Raw genomic sequence first — 15,656 nt, 5'->3', positions numbered from 1 at the left:
GTTTGTTTGGTTTTTTATAGTTTATCAAATTTTCTCGAATCTGCAAAGGGGAACAACATATTCATTTCTGCCAACCATTGAAATCAGCAATCGCCCTCCGACTGGACTAGCCTCAAGCTATACTATCACCATCAGCATGGAAAAATAATGAGAAAACGCAAAAAACCTTCATGCCAGCTCACGCCGCCATAAAAGGCTTCTTCTGTACCCTAGTTCTATACCCTGTTCTATACCCTATTCTATACCGCGTTCAAATATGATGCTTTAAATGGGGTTCCATCCTCTAAGCTTGCTCACGGACAAATGTCTGGCTGGCTTCCTGAACCAGCTGGACCAGCTCTTCATCTGAGGGTGCTGTACCCGATGAGCCTGGCTGCCATAACCAATGAGCAAGAAACTCGATATTGCCTTCTCCGCCCGTAATCGGCGAGAACGTAACGCCTTGAAGAGCGAACCCCTGTTCAGCGGCAAAGGTAAGTACGGTCTTCAACACGTCCCTATGAACCTTACCGTCTCTGACAACGCCTGATTTGCCTACCTTCTCACGTCCGGCTTCGAATTGAGGCTTGATCAGCGCCACGACCCGTGCGCCTTCCGAGAGCAGCGTTCCAAGCGGCGGCAGAATAAGCTTCAGAGATATAAAGGACACATCGATTGTTGCAAAGGTCGGCGGCGGACCGACGAGGTCTGAAGGCACGGTATAACGAAAATTCGTCCGCTCCATCACATGGACGCGTTCATCCTGTCTCAGCGACCAGTCCAATTGGTTATAGCCGACATCGATGGCGTATACGTATGAAGCGCCATTCTGCAGCGCACAGTCTGTAAACCCTCCGGTGGATGCCCCAATATCCAGCATGACTACACCGTCCAGAGACAGCTGAAACTCTCGAATAGCCTTCTCCAGCTTCAGTCCGCCGCGGCTGACATAAGGGTGCGGAGCACCCTTAACTGTAATTGCCGCAGCTCGCGGCACTTTCGTTCCGCTCTTCTCAATTCTTTCTCCGTCGACGATGACGAGTCCCGCCATTAGAGCAGCCTTCGCCTTCTCCCGACTTTCGTAATACCCCTGCTCAACCAAGAGCACATCAATTCGTTCTTTACCTGTCGACATCTTATCTCCCGTTCTTATGCCGGACCATTGACGCGTTTGCGTACCCGGGGCAGCATCGCTCTCAGCTCTGCAGCAACACTGTCGGAGGTAAGTCCGATTTCATGGCGCTGCTCTTTAATTGAACCATGCTCCACAAACACATCAGGAATCCCTTTAATACGTACAGAAACATCTTGTCTATTCAATGAATAAAATTCAAGCACTGCGCTTCCCAATCCGCCTTCCTGGCAGCCTTCCTCCAGAACAAGCACATTCATGCCCTCATCAGCAAATTGCCGCAGCATCGTTTCGTCAAGCGGTTTAATGAAACGGGCATTCACAATGCGAATATTCAGCCCTTCCCGCTTAAGCAGCTCTGCCGCTTCTTCCGCAACTTCAACCATTGGACCGATGGCCACTATAACGGCTGAATCGCCTTCACGGACCGTCTCCCACTTGCCGATTGGGATTGGCGTCATAACAGGATCTATCGCAACACCCCGCCCGTTAATTCGCGAATAACGAATTCCAATCGGTCCATCATTATATTCGATCGCCGTCTTCATCATCTGGCGAAGCTCATTCTCATCCTTAGGCATCATCAGCACCATATTTGGAATATGGCGAAGAAAAGCAATATCATAGACGCCTTGATGCGTCTCACCGTCCGGACCAACAAAGCCTGCGCGGTCGATCGCGAACACAACATTTAAGTTCTGCCGGCATATATCATGCACAACTTGATCGTAAGCACGCTGCAGGAAAGTGGAATAAACCGCATAGACCGGCTTCAAGCCTTCCATTGCAAGCGCCGCACACATCGTTGCCGCATGCTGCTCGGCAATGCCTACGTCGATCATACGGTCAGGATAACGCTCCCCAAACTTCAACAATCCCGATCCCCCAGGCATAGCTGGCGTAACCGCGACTATCCGATTATCCTCTTCAGCCAGCTCCATTAGCGCATCGCTAAACACCTCCGTATACATCGGCGGTCCAACTGCCTTCAGCACCTGACCGGACTCGATCTTATACGGCGATATGCCATGCCATTTGAAAGAATCTGCTTCAGCCGGGGAATATCCTTTCCCTTTGACCGTAATGATATGAATGAGAACAGGACCGGAGACGTTGCCCGCCTGCTCTATAACCTCAATCAGCCCATTAAGATCATGGCCGTCTACAGGACCGAAATAGGTGAATCCGAACTGTTCGAACAGAATGCCGCCGTTAACCAGCAAGTACTTCACGCTGTCCTTGAAACGCTCCGCAGTCTTGGCGAGCTTGCCGCCAATCGCGGGTATCTTGTTCAGCAGCTGCTGCAGCTCGTCCTTAGCCTTTTGATAATGGCGGTCAGTTCGGATTTTGCCGAGATAGTGATGCAGCGCCCCGACATTCGGAGCAATGGACATCTCATTGTCATTGAGAATAACCATCAGATTCTTCTTCTCATGGCCGATATGGTTCAGCGCTTCCAGCGCCATCCCGCCAGTTAGAGAGCCATCTCCAATGACAGCGACAACTTTGTTGTTCTCGCCTTTGAGATCGCGCGCCAGCGCCATTCCCATTGCAGCGGACAGCGATGTGCTGCTGTGGCCCGCTTCCCATACATCATGCTGGCTCTCAGATCTTTTGACAAATCCGCATAACCCCTTGTACTTGCGAAGCGTATCGAATTGGTCTTTGCGACCGGTCAATATTTTATGAACGTAAGATTGGTGGCCTACGTCGAAAATAAACTTATCCTTAGGGCTGTCAAATAGATAATGAAGCGCAAGCGTCAGCTCCACCACACCCAAATTCGGAGCGAGATGTCCGCCGGTAGACGATAGCTTCTCGATAAGAAACTCACGAATTTCCTCGGCAACCTGTTCCAGCTGCGCTATAGACAGATCCTTGATATCCTCAGGCGCGTTAATTTGTTCGAGCAACACGATATTTCCTCGCTTTCCAAGACAACGAAATTTCATTGTCCAATGAAGGTCAATCATTCTTTAATTATACCACAGATAAAGCATATTCCAACAAAGTCCCTTAATGGTCCCTGCTCATCAAATATTCCGCGATGGCAAACAACCATTCCGGCTTATCCAGTTCCGCTCTTGTGAGCGCCTGTGCAGCTTCCTTCGTCAATCGTTCCACAAGCGCCTTACTCTCTTCCAGACCGACCAAATAAGGATATGTTACTTTCTGCTGCTGGACATCGCTTTGTGTTGGTTTGCCGAGCTTCTCTTCATCGCCGACCAGATCCAGAATATCGTCCTGAACCTGAAAGGCAAGACCCAGCTTATGAGCAAACTCCATCAATGCTTCAAGCTGCTCGGCCTTCGCACCGCCAATTCTGGCGCCTGCTGTTACTGAGAACACGATCAGATCGCTCGTCTTGCGCGAGTGGATATATTCTAGCTCAGCAAGAGTCGTTATCCCCTGTTCTCCCAGAATGTCTGCCGCTTGGCCGCCTACCATGCCGGAAGCGCCCGCTAATCTCGCCAGATCAGATACAACCTCAAGTACTGTTGCCGCTGGAACTCCGCGCTGAGCAGCCTGACTCGCTGAATAGAAGGCATGCGTCAGAAGTCCGTCTCCAGCCAGAATAGCGACAGCTTCTCCATACACCTTGTGGTTCGTCGGCTTGCCGCGTCTGAAATCATCGTCATCCATTGCAGGCAAGTCATCATGGATAAGTGAGTACGTATGGATCATCTCAATCGCACAGGCGACCGGCATTGCAGCATGCCACGCCCGGGAATCGCCTTTTACCGCTTCAGCAGCCGCAAGAACAAGAATTGGACGCAGTCGTTTCCCGCCTGCTTCAACTGAATACATCATAGCTTCGCGCAATTGGGAGGGAAACTTCCACTCCGCCGGAATGGATTCGGCTAGCGCTTGCTCAACTTCAATAGCTGATCGACTTAGGAAGTCAGCTGTAGTAACCAATGCGTTCAACCCTATTCCCCTCTATCTTCATTTGCCGCAGCAAACGGTTTTTTATGAATGGCGCCTTCGGATTCAATCAACACTTCAATCTTGCGTTCTACCTGCTCAAGCTTTGTGCCGCATAGCTGCGAAAGCCTCATCCCTTCCTGGAACAGTTCAATCGCTGTCTCCAGCGGCACATCGCCGCTTTCCAGACGACTCACGATATCTTCTAACCGCTCCATTGCTTCCTCGAAGCTTAGCGGCTGTCCTTCCTCGCTCGTCATTGTACTCATGCCTCCTCTTCCATCCCCCATACATGACATTCCAGATCGCCATCAGACAGCTTAACCTTCACCATGTCACCTAGCTGAACATCACTTATCGATTTGATCAGTTTATCCGTTGAATTATCGTAAACGAGGCTGTAGCCGCGTGCCATAACTTTAAGCGGACTCAGCGCATCCAACTGTCTGATGGAAGCACCCAGTTGCATCCGGCGTTCCTTCATCCCTGCAGACATTGCCGCCTCCATCCGATCTGAAGCAATCGACAGCCGTCTGGCCGCCTGAGCTGTCTTCTCCCCTGGATGTGATGCAGCAAGAGCCGCTCTCAGACGATTAAGCCGATCATGTCCGCGTTCAGTTGTCCGCGATGTCCGCTGCTGAAGCCGCTCTGTCAGCCGGTCAAGCCTTTCCGCCTGCTGCAGTAAATATCTGCGTGGATGGAGGAAAACTGGAGACCTTTGTATCCGCATTAACCGTTCCTTCCGGAATTGAACCGTACCTTGCAACGACTGTGTCAGCCGCTTTCTCAAGCTGGACAATTGAGATTGAAGCTCTTGCACGTTTGAAACCGCAAGCTCTGCAGCCGCTGTCGGTGTAGCTGCCCGCAGATCAGCAACAAAATCGGATATCGTGAAATCCGTCTCATGTCCAACTGCTGATATGACCGGAATAACGGAAGCCGCAATGCTGCGAGCGACGCTCTCTTCGTTGAACGCCCACAGCTCTTCGAGAGATCCTCCGCCTCGCCCAACAATTAATACGTCGACTTCGGCGATTTGGTTCATTTTTTCTATCGCCTTCACAATAGAGGGCGCCGCCGCCGCACCTTGCACGACAACGGGAAAAAGCAGCACCGGCACGGAGGGGTGACGACGCTGCAGTGTAATTAGAATATCTCGTACTGCCGCACCCGTCGGAGAGGTGATTATTCCTATCGCCTTGGGGTGCTTTGGGATCGGCCGTTTGCGAGAAGCATCAAATAGCCCTTCGGCCTCCAGCTTGCGCTTCAACTGCTCAAAAGCGAGAAATAAGCTGCCAATTCCATCAGGCTGCATAGCAGTAACATAGAACTGATAATTGCCATCCCGTTCGTAAACCGAGATATTGCCCCGGGCCAGAACTTTAGTGCCTTCCTTAGGCATGAATGGCAGCTTCACATTATGAGATGCGAACATGATGCTTTTCAGCCGGCTATCCTTGTCCTTTAAGGTAAAATACATATGTCCGCTGGAATGATGAGTGAAGTTGGATATTTCGCCTCGCAGCCAAATATCTCCAAGCAGCACATCAGACTCAAGCTTCATCCGAATATATTTGTTAATATCTTTTATGGAGAAAATACGCGCTTGGTCAGCCATATCGGATTAATCACTCCCCGATTCCATTTGCTTGCTTAGCCGCCTTCAACGTATTCAGCATTAACATCGTAATCGTCATAGGTCCAACTCCGCCTGGAACAGGAGTCACATAAGCTGCCGTATCCAGCACATCGTCGTAATCCACATCGCCAGCAAGCTTGCCGTCCGGCAGTCTGTTGATTCCGACATCAATTACGATTGCACCTGGCTTCACAAAAGCTCGTCCGATCGCTTTCGGCTTGCCAATCGCTACGACAAGAATGTCCGCAGTCTTCGCTATCGCTTCCATATCAGCTGTGCGGGAATGGCAAATCGTTACTGTAGCATGCTCGCGAAGAAGGAGCATCGCAACCGGCTTGCCAACGATATTGCTGCGGCCAATGACCACGGCATGCTTGCCGGCAATTTCCAGACCGGTCCGTTTGATAAGCTCGATGACACCTGATGGTGTGCAAGGGAGCAGGCTTTCGTCACCAATCGTTAAATTGCCGACACTGATTGGATGAAATCCATCTACGTCTTTGGCCACGCTAATAGCGTCGATAACTGCCTTCTCTTCGATATGCTTGGGAAGCGGAAGCTGCACTAGAATACCGTTAATGCTGCTCTGATTGTTAAGCTTGTCTATAATGACAAGAAGCTCCTCTTGCGTCGTCGACGCCGGGAGCCTGTGTACCTCGGAATAAAACCCCAGCTGCTGACATGCCTTCTCCTTGCTGCCGACGTATACTTTGGATGCAGGGTCTTCCCCCACTAATACAACAGCAAGCCCTGGTACGATGCCGCGCTGAGCCAGCTTAGCTGTTTCTTCTCCAATTTCAATTCGAATGGCATCTGATATTTGCTTGCCTTCAATTCGTTGTGCAGACATTTATGGAAGCCTCCCTTTGATGATTGATCCCCCTAAATCCCCCTTAGAAAGGGGGACCCCAAGGGCTTCGCCCTCTGGACACCCAGCCGAATAACGTTTTTTGATGCTGAGATGCTCGGGTTGCTATGTTCGAGTAACTACTCGCTTTCGTCCCTACGGGACACGCTTAACTTAAGGCTGCTTGACCAGTCATTACTTTGACGGTCTATTTTGGAAAGTACGCTTCGACCACTTCGTGGTCTTGTCCCTGCGGGACTTTTCAGTGCATTTTAGTGCGCTTCGACCACTTCGTGGTCTTGTCCCTGCGGGACTCTTTTAATTGCTTGAATATGCTGTTATGCTATGCGTTTGGTTTAAGCTCGTCTACTGCTTGCAGGAGACGGCCCAGTACGCCATTGACGAATTTGCCGGATTCATCTGTACCGAAGTGCTTGGCCAGATCAATCGCTTCATTAATCGCAGCTTTTGGCGGCACATCGTCACGATATATCATCTCGTAGCATGCCAGACGCAGAATCTGCCTGTCTACTCGGGATAATCGGTCCACCTGCCAGCCTGTCAAATATCCCTGCAGCATGTCGTCAATGGCCGACTTGTTCTCCGTTACGCCATTAACAAGCCCGCGAACATGGTCGTCAATTGCGCTGACATCCGTTGAATCGATGCCCAACTCGTTCTCTTCGTTCACTTCATCGAACAGCATGTTGACCGCGTCCACCGCTGCCACTTCATTCATTTCCATCTGGTACAGACTTTGTACCGCTATTTCCCGTGCAAGCCTTCGTTTCATGGGGCCTCCTGACAATATACGTTCTGATCTATTCAAAAAATATGATCTCCTCCCTGCCCCGATCAGAACGTTATGTCCGGGGTACGGAGGAGACCATAGCACTATTTAAACGGACGCCATCTCTCCATCAACCACTCGGTTACCCGATGCCATGGAAAAATTGGACCGCTCTGTTCGTCCTTCGACTTGCCTATCGTATACCCAATCCAAAGCAGCAATGCAAAAAACAACATATCCCAGAAGCCGACTATAAAATATATAATGCCAAGTACGACTCCCGCAGCGACACCGGCAATCCGTCCTCCATAGGTTGTCCAGATTTCCCTCATTGGTAACACCCCTATTCCACTCGACTTTTGAAGTTTGTCGACTGGATGATGTTCGCCACGAATACCGCTACATTCGCTACCGGTATACCCGTTATCTCTTCAACATGTGTCTTCACCGCGCGTTGAATATCTTCCGTCAAGACAGGTATCGAACTCTCGCCATCTGCTATAGCACGCAAGGATATGTCAATGCCAGCCTCGCTAATGCGAATACGTGCACGCAAATCTTTGACACCGCGCTGGCGCCCTGCCGCTTTCAACGCCAAATTTTCTACCGTTTCCAATGAAATGCGGATATCTCCGAACTCGGTCCGCTGATCAATGGATGGCGCAGAGGAATTGCTGCGGCGAAGCGATACATAGAAGAATCGCAGCGCGATCAAAAACATAAAGAGCGATGCTCCAGCAACTGTCCACTGCAGCCACTCCACATGGCCACTGTAAAGATCGCCGATAACTTCACTTGTCCATTCCTCAGGTATCCAGTTAATACCGATGCTGAATGCCAGTACTGACAATGCACCGATTACAATGCTTAACAGAAATAACAGCAGCTTGTCCATTACTCTAATCAACGAGTGGCTCCTCCTTGGGGCGGACTAGATAAAACCCCCAAGCGCCGAGCGGCAAGCCCATCCACAAGGGGGTATCTTTATCCTGCTTATTCGCCAAGCTTGAATTACTTCACGCGAAGCGCTTCATCATCATCCGTTTTATCATTCGACTTGAAATGGACATCATGGATATGAACGTTGACTTCAACAACCTGCAAACCTGTCATCGTTTCGATGGACCGCTTTACATTCCGCTGAATGTCGGAGGCAATCTCCGGAATTCGGTTTCCATACTCCACAATAATAGAGACATCTACAGCCGCTTCCCTCTGTCCAACTTCAACCTTCACGCCTTTTGACAGGTTTTTGCGTCCTAGCAGTTCAGCTATGCCTCCAGCTAATCCTCCGCTCATTCCGGCAACACCTTGAACCTCAACAGTCGCAAGTCCTGCAATGATCTCTATGACTTCGGGTGCGATCTGAATGGTGCCCATGTCCGTCTTCTCATAGTCCGCTGCCAGCGTACTCATGGTTATCATACACCTCCCGTAAAAGTAGCGTAGCTACAGCCTCTAGCCGATAGCTCATCCGCTTCTTATTTCTATACTATAGCATTCAGAGAGAAATATGACAAACAACTATATACCTGTTATTTATGATGATTGATCCCTCGCGCACAAGCAATGTCACGATTTCCAAATCCTATAAATAGAAGGCCGTCGAAATGTCAAATGGTAAAATTGCCGCTTCCGCCGTCCCGTCCCTTTTCCGGATCATTCACATCATATTCCTCAAGGAACTTAATGTCGAAATCGCCATCCACAAACTTGGGATGGTTTAGCAGCTTCATATGGAAAGGAATCGTCGTGCGAATGCCGTCGATTGCAAATTCTGCAAGCGCCCGCTTCATTCGCGAGATCGCGTCCTCACGCGTAGCTCCCCATACGATAAGCTTCGCAATCATGGAATCATAATGCGGCGATATGGTGTAACCAGGGTAAGCGCCGCTATCAACTCGAACGCCTAATCCACCCGGAGGCAGATAGAATTGTATCTGGCCCGGAGCCGGCATGAAATTGCGGTCCGGGTCTTCTGCATTAATCCGGCATTCAATCGACCAGCCATTAATAACGATGTCCTCTTGCTTGAATGACAGCGGATTGCCCTCGGCAACCGAGATCATCTCTTTGATCAAGTCAACGCCTGTTATCATCTCTGTAACGGGATGCTCAACCTGAATCCGTGTGTTCATCTCCATAAAATAGAAGTTGCCGTCTGGTCCCAGCAGGAATTCCAGCGTCCCTGCACCGGAATATTGAACAGCAAGCGCTGCGCGAACTGCAGCTTGCCCCATCCGTTCTCTGAGCGTCTGGCTCAATACTATGCAAGGCGCTTCCTCTACCAGCTTCTGGCGGCGGCGCTGAACGGAACAATCTCTTTCGAACAGATGAACGGCATTGCCGTGCTTGTCCGCCATAATCTGAATTTCAACATGCTTCATGCCAGTGAGGAATTTCTCCAGATAGACGCCGGCATTGCCGAATGCCTTCTGAGCTTCCTGCTGCGCCGTTGTAATCTGCGTGACGAGAGAATCCTCATCCTCCGCGATCCGAATGCCTTTGCCGCCGCCGCCTGCCGTCGCTTTAATAATGACGGGGTAACCGATCTCGCGGGCAATACGAAGCGCGTCATCCATATCTTCAACAAGCCCGTCCGATCCAGGAATAACGGGAACGTCCGCAGCCTTCATCGTATTCTTGGCAACTGCCTTGTCACCCATTTTGCTGATTGCCTGCGGAGAAGGACCGATGAAGGTCACATTGCAGGACTCGCAAATTTCCGCGAAATTCGCATTCTCAGCAAGAAATCCGTAGCCCGGGTGAATAGCGTCGCATTCCGTTAATGTCGCGACACTCATAATATTCGTTAAGTTCAGGTAACTATCCTTGGACGCCGTTGGCCCGATACAGTAAGCCTCGTCGGCAAGACGGACGTGGAGCGAGTCCCGATCTGCCTCGGAGTATACAGCAACGGTGCCGATGCCAAGCTCGCGGCAGGCACGAATGATCCGGACTGCAATTTCACCCCGATTGGCAATCAATACTTTATTAAATTTCAAGGTCTTACCCCTTTCGATCGCTGACGTTCATTGCCGATATGCAACGCTGCCCCTTACTCCGGTTTAACAAGGAATAGCGGCTGTCCGAATTCAATAAGCTGCCCGTTCTCTACGAGTACATCAACGATTTCGCCGCGAACTTCCGCTTCGAGCTCATTCATCAATTTCATCGCCTCAAGAATACAGACAACGGACTTCTCATTGACACGGTCGCCAACACTTACAAACGGCGCAGCATCTGGTGAAGATGAACGATAGAACGTTCCGACCATTGGAGATAGGATTTGATGCAGATTGGCATTGACCGGTGCTGCCTGAGTCGCCTCAGGAGCGCTTGGAGCAGGGGCTGCCGCAGGGGCATGTTGCGCATGTTGTACGGGTGCGGGAACGCCTTGCGTATATGTAGGAACGAGCGACGCGGTTTGAACGTTCACCACTTCTGTTTTGCCTGGCTTGCGAATGAGCAGGCGGGCGCCTTCGTTTTCAATCTCAAGCTCATGAACAGACGTTTGATCAACCAGCTTGATCAGTTCTTTAATCTCGCTTAGCTTGAACATTATTTCACTCCTAATAAAGCATACTTTGATTTGTATTCCATCGTTACTGTACGCCGGCATACGATTACATGTTTTCTTAATGTGCAAATGCCAAAACTTGTACATAACATTCCTATTATAGCACAAACACTCCCGAACACGAACCCATTTTTTAAACCAGCCCGCGAAAAAAACCTTGGTAAAAAATAAGCCTCAGGCTCTGTTTTGGAGTGCAATGGTTCGCGCTCACACCAAACAGTCAGCACGGGCTTCAGCAGACAGAGAAAAATTGCGCTCCTGGAGACAGGAGTGTGGCGACACCCGTTCCCACCACGCGCCGGGAGCTGCGCGCGGTTCAGAAGATCACCTCGTTGGCAGTTGAAATTGAACATAATGAACAATCGTTCTATAATAACACTAACAAAACAGATCCATTTAAAGGGAGAATATAATGAAAATTTACAGCCAGGAATATTCCTTCAATGGGATAAGCTACATTGTTAGATCTGCAATGGACGAGGATGCTGCGGAATTATCTGCTTTGCGATTGCAGATTGATGGCGAGACTGAATATCTGGATAGAGAAAAAGGAGAGTCATTTATCGACGCATCAGGTTTTGAACAGCTCATTAAAACGGATGCTGAAAATCCGAAAAACCTGTTTTTAGTTGCAGAAGCTACTAATAGAATAGTCGGATTTTCAAGATGCGAGGGAAATCACTTGAATAGATTGTCTCATAAAGTTGAATTTGGGGTATGCGTGCTAAAAGATTATTGGGGATATCGGATTGGCAAAAATCTTCTGAGAGAATCTATTGCTTGGGCGGACTCCAACGAAATTAAAAAAATGACTTTACATGTTTTGCAAATAAACGACAAAGCTGTTCGGCTTTATGAAAATCTCGGATTTGAAATAGAAGGGGTATTAAAACAAGATAAAGTTCTTTCAGACGGCAACTATTACAACACCATTATTATGGGGAGATTTAAAGAATGATCTCATAATTCCTTGTAACATAATCTTTTAACAGAAACAAAATGCACAATGACAAGCCAATTCTATTGCAATTGGCTTGTCATTGTTAATCTCTTCTGGAGTGTTGTGCTGCAGTCCAAAAACGGAACCCGTTACAGTAATAAGCTGCAAGGCTACAATTGCTGAGGTTATGGTGCTATGAATTGGACAGATACTTGGTCCGCGCTAACTGCCAGCTCTTTCATCACCATCATCACGATGCTGTCCGCCTGGCTCCGTTCGAGCTTCTCGCTCTCTACGACGACCTTGTACTTGTTATTGTTCTCCTCTACGACAATCGCATTGCTGAACTGCTTCGTAAGCTCCTCTTCAATTCCGGTTTTCTTGGAGCTCTTGTCTTCAAGCTGGTTGATTTGCTCTGCCGCTTTAGTGGCTTCCTTCGCATCCTGCGACGCATCGGAAATGATGCTGTACAGTCGATTGTTCTCCTCCGCGAATTTCTGGTCCCGATTGTACTGCAGCTCGTCGAACATGCTGCCCTTCGTGCCGGCCGCTTCGAGCTTGCGCAGCACCTCCTGATCCGCCTTCTCCGAAGAAGCGATGTCCGGCGCTGCTTCCAATGTTTTGCCGGTGGCCGCATTTGCCGCTGCTTCTTCGGCGACGGATTCTTCAACTTCCGTTACTGTTAAGCCATCCAGCTTATCTGTATTGTCCGTCGCTGCTTCTGTCGCGCTCATCTGAAGCTTTTCTTCCTGGTTCGCCTCGGTCAGCATATCATTGGTTGGATCAACATCCTCTGTAAACAGGTAGTAAGCGGATAGAATTACCATTAAGCTTAACATGGATACCAGCCAAATCGTTTGTCGTTTCGTATTCATTCGTGAACAGCCTCCTATAAATGTTTTATTATTTTTTATGAATGCTTTCTCGGCACGATCGAAATCCGGTTAACCGGAACGCTGATCCCTTTCTCAACTGCATCCATAATCAGACTTCTGACCGTTCCATTCTCGGCCCCCTTGGCTACGATAAGAACCCCTCGAATTCGCGGCTTTATCCGTTTCGTTACGAAAGGAGTCTCGTCGCCCGATGCTTCGTACATCACTACCTGACCGTCCTTGGAGATTGAGGTGATATGGCGCTTGCCGCCGTTCTTGTCATTCTCGCTTGTCACCTGCTGGGTCTCCTTCTCGTTGCGCTGCACGACAATCTCCTCTGTCGAATCGATCGTGACCAGCACATCCACAGCGCCTACACCTACAATTTTTTCCAAAATATCTTTAATCCGCGTTTCAAGCGGCTGCTCAATCGATTCGAAGCTTTCCTCCGCTCCTGAGCCCCCGCCCATAAAAGCCGCCTGATCAGATACAGCCGACGGATCGGTTTGCGGCTCGGGTTCTGCAGTCTCAAAGGACAGGAACGAATTAACGATCATCAGCAATGCCCCGATTCCGCCAATCAAGAGCAGAATGCGCAGAGACTTTACTCTTTTCGGACCTCCTGGCCCCCCGCCAACTGCCGACTCCAGCCCTTCCAGCCATTTGGCCACCGTCGTCTCTCCTCTCAGGCTTGCCGCCCCAACAAGCCCCGTCATGCATTGTCTGGTTAATCGCCGTCATACTGTGCCACTTCTCGTACCAAGGGTTAATTGCTTGCAGCTAATGCTCATCCAACCGCTTCTTTTCTCTTATCAGCACGGTCGCAGGGACGACGAACCATCCGTCCTGCAGCGTCTCTCTAATGGCATCTGCGACCTCGCCTTCAACCTTGACATAACGTTCCGATAAACCTTCATCTAGTGCGGCTTCTGTTTCTGAATCTGTTTCTGAATCTGTTTCTGAATCTGTTTCTGAATCTGTTTCTGAATCTGTTTCCGTTTCCGCTTCTGCATCTGTTGCTAGTGCAGATCCAGCTTCCGAGTCGAGCTCCTGCGGCATCTCGCCTAGCTGCACGGACACAGTAACCGGTTCAACCGCAGCCGGGACCGCTTCCCTCTCAGACTCCGAGCTCCTTGACCCGCTCCCCCGCTTCTCCTTCGCAGCAAGCGTCACAGTTACCTTGGCAATATGCGCAGCCTCCATGTGATCGGCATCCCCGCCTCCCTGTCTCGCCAGCACTACAGCCACGTCCAAAACCTCCACGCCTGCAAGGCGCCGAATTTGCAAGGTCATCGCCTCCGCAAGCTTTCGTTCCGTCAATGCCGCTGCTGCTGCTTGCTGCTTGCGCCGCAATTCCTCCGCATCATGCTGTATATCCTGAAGCGTTGGCATGCGCACAGCTTTCGTTTGCGCGGGGTTGAGCCAGCTTGCAAATCGCTCATCCAGCCGTGCATCGAAATCCCCTTTCAAGAAGGAAATGATCGGTGACAGAATCGTCAGCAGAATGATCAGACTGGCAACCAGTCGGACATAGCGCTGCATCGACCGGTTGGGCAGAAGAAGATCAATGAAGCTCGCAAGCAGCACGACTGCAATAATACCCTTCAGCCAATCAGCGAGCCATCCGAGCATGCTGCCGCCTCCTCCCCCGCCCTAGCGAATCATAACCGTTGCATTGCCTGCCGTCAGAATAATCGTCACAGCAAGGAAGAACATCAAGCCCACAGCCGCTAATGCGGCAAACACGTAGATGAGCGTCTTGCCGATCGTTTGCAGACAGCCGACAATCGGACTGTCGCCAAGCGGCTGCATGATGGCTCCGGCTACATTGTAGATAAGCGCCAAAGTTAATATTTTGATAGCCGGAAATGCACATAAGAAGATTAGAATGATAACTCCGGCGATTCCGATCGCATTTTTAACGAGCAAGGAAGCGGACATCACCGTATCTGCAGCGTCAGAGAAGGTTCGACCGATGACCGGTACAAAGTTGCCGGCAACAAATTTTGCAGTCCGCAGCGTCACGCCATCGCTTACAGAGCCCGTCGCTCCCTGCACCGAGATGACACCCAGAAATATCGTCAGCATAACGCCCATGACCCCCACACCGACATTGCGCAGGACGTTCGCAAGCTGTGTCACCTTGAACTTGTCCGTCAGCGAGCTGACAATATACAGCACTGCCGAGAAGAAGAGCAGCGGAAAAACCAATGTATAAATCACTGTGCCTACAGCGTGGATCATGAAAATAATTAAAGGATGCAGCACCGAAACTGTAATGACATTCCCCATCGTTGCCAGCAATGTCAGCAGCAGAGGAATCATTGCCATCATGAATTGAATCATTCCGGTGATGGCGTCCTTGGCGTAGCCGATGGCAACATTGAAGCTGTTCACAGCGAGAACGAGCATCACCATGTACGTAATGCTGTACGCCACTTTGCTGACTGCATTGCGCTCGAAGGCCGTTTGCAGCGTCTCCAGAATCATGCTGAATACGGTCAAAATGACGATGGTGACGAGCAGCCTGCCATTATACAGCACCTCATGCAGCACATAACGGAACAATCCGCTCAATACAGTACCAAGCTTCAGCCCTTCACCGCCCGGCATGATCATCTCCATAAAGCTGGGCACTTCGCCGTCAGGGAAAAATCCGCCGTACTCCTTCGTCAACCGGTCCCAATAATTCTCCACCGCTTTCATATCCATACCCTGCAATTGCTCGTCCGCCAGTGAGCGGGACAGCTTGGAAGACTCCGCCTCCCCTGGTGCGCCGTTCCCCTCCATGCCGGTAACTTGTCCGCCGTTTGCAGAGACTTCTGCTGTTGCGACAGCAGCCTGCAGCCAGAGCAGATGGAAAAGCAGCAAAATGACCAGCACAGTGATTCGGAGCAATCGCAGCTTCAGCCCGGTGATTCCGAGCAATCGCAGCTTCAGCATAACGCT

17 protein-coding genes are annotated in these 15,656 nt (G+C 50.2%); 1 reads left to right on the top strand and 16 read right to left on the bottom strand.

What is annotated here, in order from left to right; all coding sequences use genetic code 11:
* Positions 1-283: 283 nt before the first annotated feature.
* The 12 genes from L6H65_RS15685 to accB all read right to left on the bottom strand — a co-directional run bounded on the left by L6H65_RS15685 (position 284) and on the right by accB (position 10,874).
* Entirely contained in the window at positions 284-1,114 is an 831-nt protein-coding gene (locus L6H65_RS15685) for a TlyA family RNA methyltransferase (RefSeq protein ID WP_236343536.1), read from the bottom strand.
* A gap of 14 nt (positions 1,115-1,128) precedes the next feature.
* The gene (dxs, locus tag L6H65_RS15680) at positions 1,129-3,027 is read right to left on the bottom strand and encodes a 1-deoxy-D-xylulose-5-phosphate synthase (RefSeq protein ID WP_236343535.1); all 1,899 of its coding nucleotides are present in this window, start codon (positions 3,025-3,027) and stop codon (positions 1,129-1,131) included.
* A gap of 100 nt (positions 3,028-3,127) precedes the next feature.
* Positions 3,128-4,039 (bottom strand): polyprenyl synthetase family protein, encoded by a 912-nt coding sequence (locus L6H65_RS15675; RefSeq protein ID WP_371877702.1) that lies wholly within the window; start codon positions 4,037-4,039, stop codon positions 3,128-3,130.
* 2 nt (positions 4,040-4,041) lie between these two features.
* Positions 4,042-4,296 carry an exodeoxyribonuclease VII small subunit gene (xseB, locus tag L6H65_RS15670; protein ID WP_236343534.1) on the bottom strand — a complete coding sequence of 85 codons (255 nt, stop codon included), beginning with the start codon at positions 4,294-4,296 and terminating at the stop codon, positions 4,042-4,044.
* Positions 4,297-4,301: 5 nt separating this feature from the next.
* Positions 4,302-5,654, bottom strand: coding sequence for an exodeoxyribonuclease VII large subunit (xseA, locus tag L6H65_RS15665; RefSeq protein ID WP_236343533.1), 1,353 nt, complete (start codon positions 5,652-5,654; stop codon positions 4,302-4,304).
* A 10-nt stretch (positions 5,655-5,664) separates the two neighbouring features.
* On the bottom strand, positions 5,665-6,525 hold the full coding sequence (folD, locus tag L6H65_RS15660; RefSeq protein ID WP_236343532.1) for a bifunctional methylenetetrahydrofolate dehydrogenase/methenyltetrahydrofolate cyclohydrolase FolD: 861 nt from the start codon (positions 6,523-6,525) through the stop codon (positions 5,665-5,667).
* A gap of 340 nt (positions 6,526-6,865) precedes the next feature.
* Positions 6,866-7,315: a transcription antitermination factor NusB gene (nusB, locus tag L6H65_RS15655; protein ID WP_236343531.1), complete on the bottom strand. Its 450-nt coding sequence runs from the start codon at positions 7,313-7,315 to the stop codon at positions 6,866-6,868.
* A gap of 101 nt (positions 7,316-7,416) precedes the next feature.
* Positions 7,417-7,644, bottom strand: coding sequence for a DUF2273 domain-containing protein (locus tag L6H65_RS15650; protein WP_236343530.1), 228 nt, complete (start codon positions 7,642-7,644; stop codon positions 7,417-7,419).
* An 11-nt stretch (positions 7,645-7,655) separates the two neighbouring features.
* Positions 7,656-8,219: an alkaline shock response membrane anchor protein AmaP gene (gene amaP / locus L6H65_RS15645; protein WP_236343529.1), complete on the bottom strand. Its 564-nt coding sequence runs from the start codon at positions 8,217-8,219 to the stop codon at positions 7,656-7,658.
* 104 nt (positions 8,220-8,323) lie between these two features.
* On the bottom strand, positions 8,324-8,728 hold the full coding sequence (locus L6H65_RS15640; protein ID WP_236343528.1) for an Asp23/Gls24 family envelope stress response protein: 405 nt from the start codon (positions 8,726-8,728) through the stop codon (positions 8,324-8,326).
* A 197-nt stretch (positions 8,729-8,925) separates the two neighbouring features.
* Positions 8,926-10,317: an acetyl-CoA carboxylase biotin carboxylase subunit gene (accC, locus tag L6H65_RS15635; protein WP_236343527.1), complete on the bottom strand. Its 1,392-nt coding sequence runs from the start codon at positions 10,315-10,317 to the stop codon at positions 8,926-8,928.
* A gap of 53 nt (positions 10,318-10,370) precedes the next feature.
* Positions 10,371-10,874, bottom strand: coding sequence for an acetyl-CoA carboxylase biotin carboxyl carrier protein (accB, locus tag L6H65_RS15630; RefSeq protein WP_236343526.1), 504 nt, complete (start codon positions 10,872-10,874; stop codon positions 10,371-10,373).
* Between the two features lie 430 nt (positions 10,875-11,304).
* On the opposite strand from accB, the gene L6H65_RS15625 reads away from it, so the two are divergent.
* Positions 11,305-11,850, top strand: coding sequence for a GNAT family N-acetyltransferase (locus tag L6H65_RS15625; protein WP_236343525.1), 546 nt, complete (start codon positions 11,305-11,307; stop codon positions 11,848-11,850).
* A 167-nt stretch (positions 11,851-12,017) separates the two neighbouring features.
* Here L6H65_RS15625 and L6H65_RS15620 read toward each other — a convergent pair whose 3' ends face one another.
* From L6H65_RS15620 to spoIIIAE, 4 genes are all read right to left on the bottom strand, one after another.
* Positions 12,018-12,707, bottom strand: coding sequence for a SpoIIIAH-like family protein (locus tag L6H65_RS15620; RefSeq protein WP_236343524.1), 690 nt, complete (start codon positions 12,705-12,707; stop codon positions 12,018-12,020).
* Positions 12,708-12,742: 35 nt separating this feature from the next.
* Positions 12,743-13,378 carry a stage III sporulation protein AG gene (spoIIIAG, locus tag L6H65_RS15615; protein WP_236343523.1) on the bottom strand — a complete coding sequence of 212 codons (636 nt, stop codon included), beginning with the start codon at positions 13,376-13,378 and terminating at the stop codon, positions 12,743-12,745.
* Positions 13,379-13,487: 109 nt separating this feature from the next.
* Positions 13,488-14,339: a stage III sporulation protein AF gene (spoIIIAF, locus tag L6H65_RS15610; protein ID WP_236343522.1), complete on the bottom strand. Its 852-nt coding sequence runs from the start codon at positions 14,337-14,339 to the stop codon at positions 13,488-13,490.
* A gap of 21 nt (positions 14,340-14,360) precedes the next feature.
* Complete coding sequence (gene spoIIIAE / locus L6H65_RS15605) at positions 14,361-15,650, bottom strand: stage III sporulation protein AE (RefSeq protein WP_236343521.1); 1,290 nt, start codon at positions 15,648-15,650, stop codon at positions 14,361-14,363.
* Between the last annotated feature and the right edge of the window lie 6 nt (positions 15,651-15,656).

Origin of the sequence: Paenibacillus plantiphilus (genome assembly GCF_927798095.1) — a bacterium.
In the GTDB taxonomy this organism is placed as follows: Bacteria; Bacillota; Bacilli; order Paenibacillales; family Paenibacillaceae; genus Paenibacillus_Z; species Paenibacillus_Z plantiphilus.
Note: the sequence above shows the minus strand (reverse complement) of the source record. Positions and strands in the feature narration are given on the sequence as shown.

What these genes read in the sequence shown, in the direction of transcription:
- L6H65_RS15685 (WP_236343536.1), bottom strand. Translation starts at nt 1,114, where the DNA reads ATGTCGACAGGTAAAGAACGAATTGATGTGCTCTTGGTTGAGCAGGGG.
- xseB (WP_236343534.1), bottom strand. Translation starts at nt 4,296, where the DNA reads ATGACGAGCGAGGAAGGACAGCCGCTAAGCTTCGAGGAAGCAATGGAG.
- xseA (WP_236343533.1), bottom strand. Translation starts at nt 5,654, where the DNA reads ATGGCTGACCAAGCGCGTATTTTCTCCATAAAAGATATTAACAAATAT.
- folD (WP_236343532.1), bottom strand. Translation starts at nt 6,525, where the DNA reads ATGTCTGCACAACGAATTGAAGGCAAGCAAATATCAGATGCCATTCGA.
- nusB (WP_236343531.1), bottom strand. Translation starts at nt 7,315, where the DNA reads ATGAAACGAAGGCTTGCACGGGAAATAGCGGTACAAAGTCTGTACCAG.
- L6H65_RS15650 (WP_236343530.1), bottom strand. Translation starts at nt 7,644, where the DNA reads ATGAGGGAAATCTGGACAACCTATGGAGGACGGATTGCCGGTGTCGCT.
- L6H65_RS15640 (WP_236343528.1), bottom strand. Translation starts at nt 8,728, where the DNA reads ATGAGTACGCTGGCAGCGGACTATGAGAAGACGGACATGGGCACCATT.
- accB (WP_236343526.1), bottom strand. Translation starts at nt 10,874, where the DNA reads ATGTTCAAGCTAAGCGAGATTAAAGAACTGATCAAGCTGGTTGATCAA.
- L6H65_RS15625 (WP_236343525.1), top strand. Translation starts at nt 11,305, where the DNA reads ATGAAAATTTACAGCCAGGAATATTCCTTCAATGGGATAAGCTACATT.
- L6H65_RS15620 (WP_236343524.1), bottom strand. Translation starts at nt 12,707, where the DNA reads ATGAATACGAAACGACAAACGATTTGGCTGGTATCCATGTTAAGCTTA.
- spoIIIAF (WP_236343522.1), bottom strand. Translation starts at nt 14,339, where the DNA reads ATGCTCGGATGGCTCGCTGATTGGCTGAAGGGTATTATTGCAGTCGTG.
- spoIIIAE (WP_236343521.1), bottom strand. Translation starts at nt 15,650, where the DNA reads ATGCTGAAGCTGCGATTGCTCGGAATCACCGGGCTGAAGCTGCGATTG.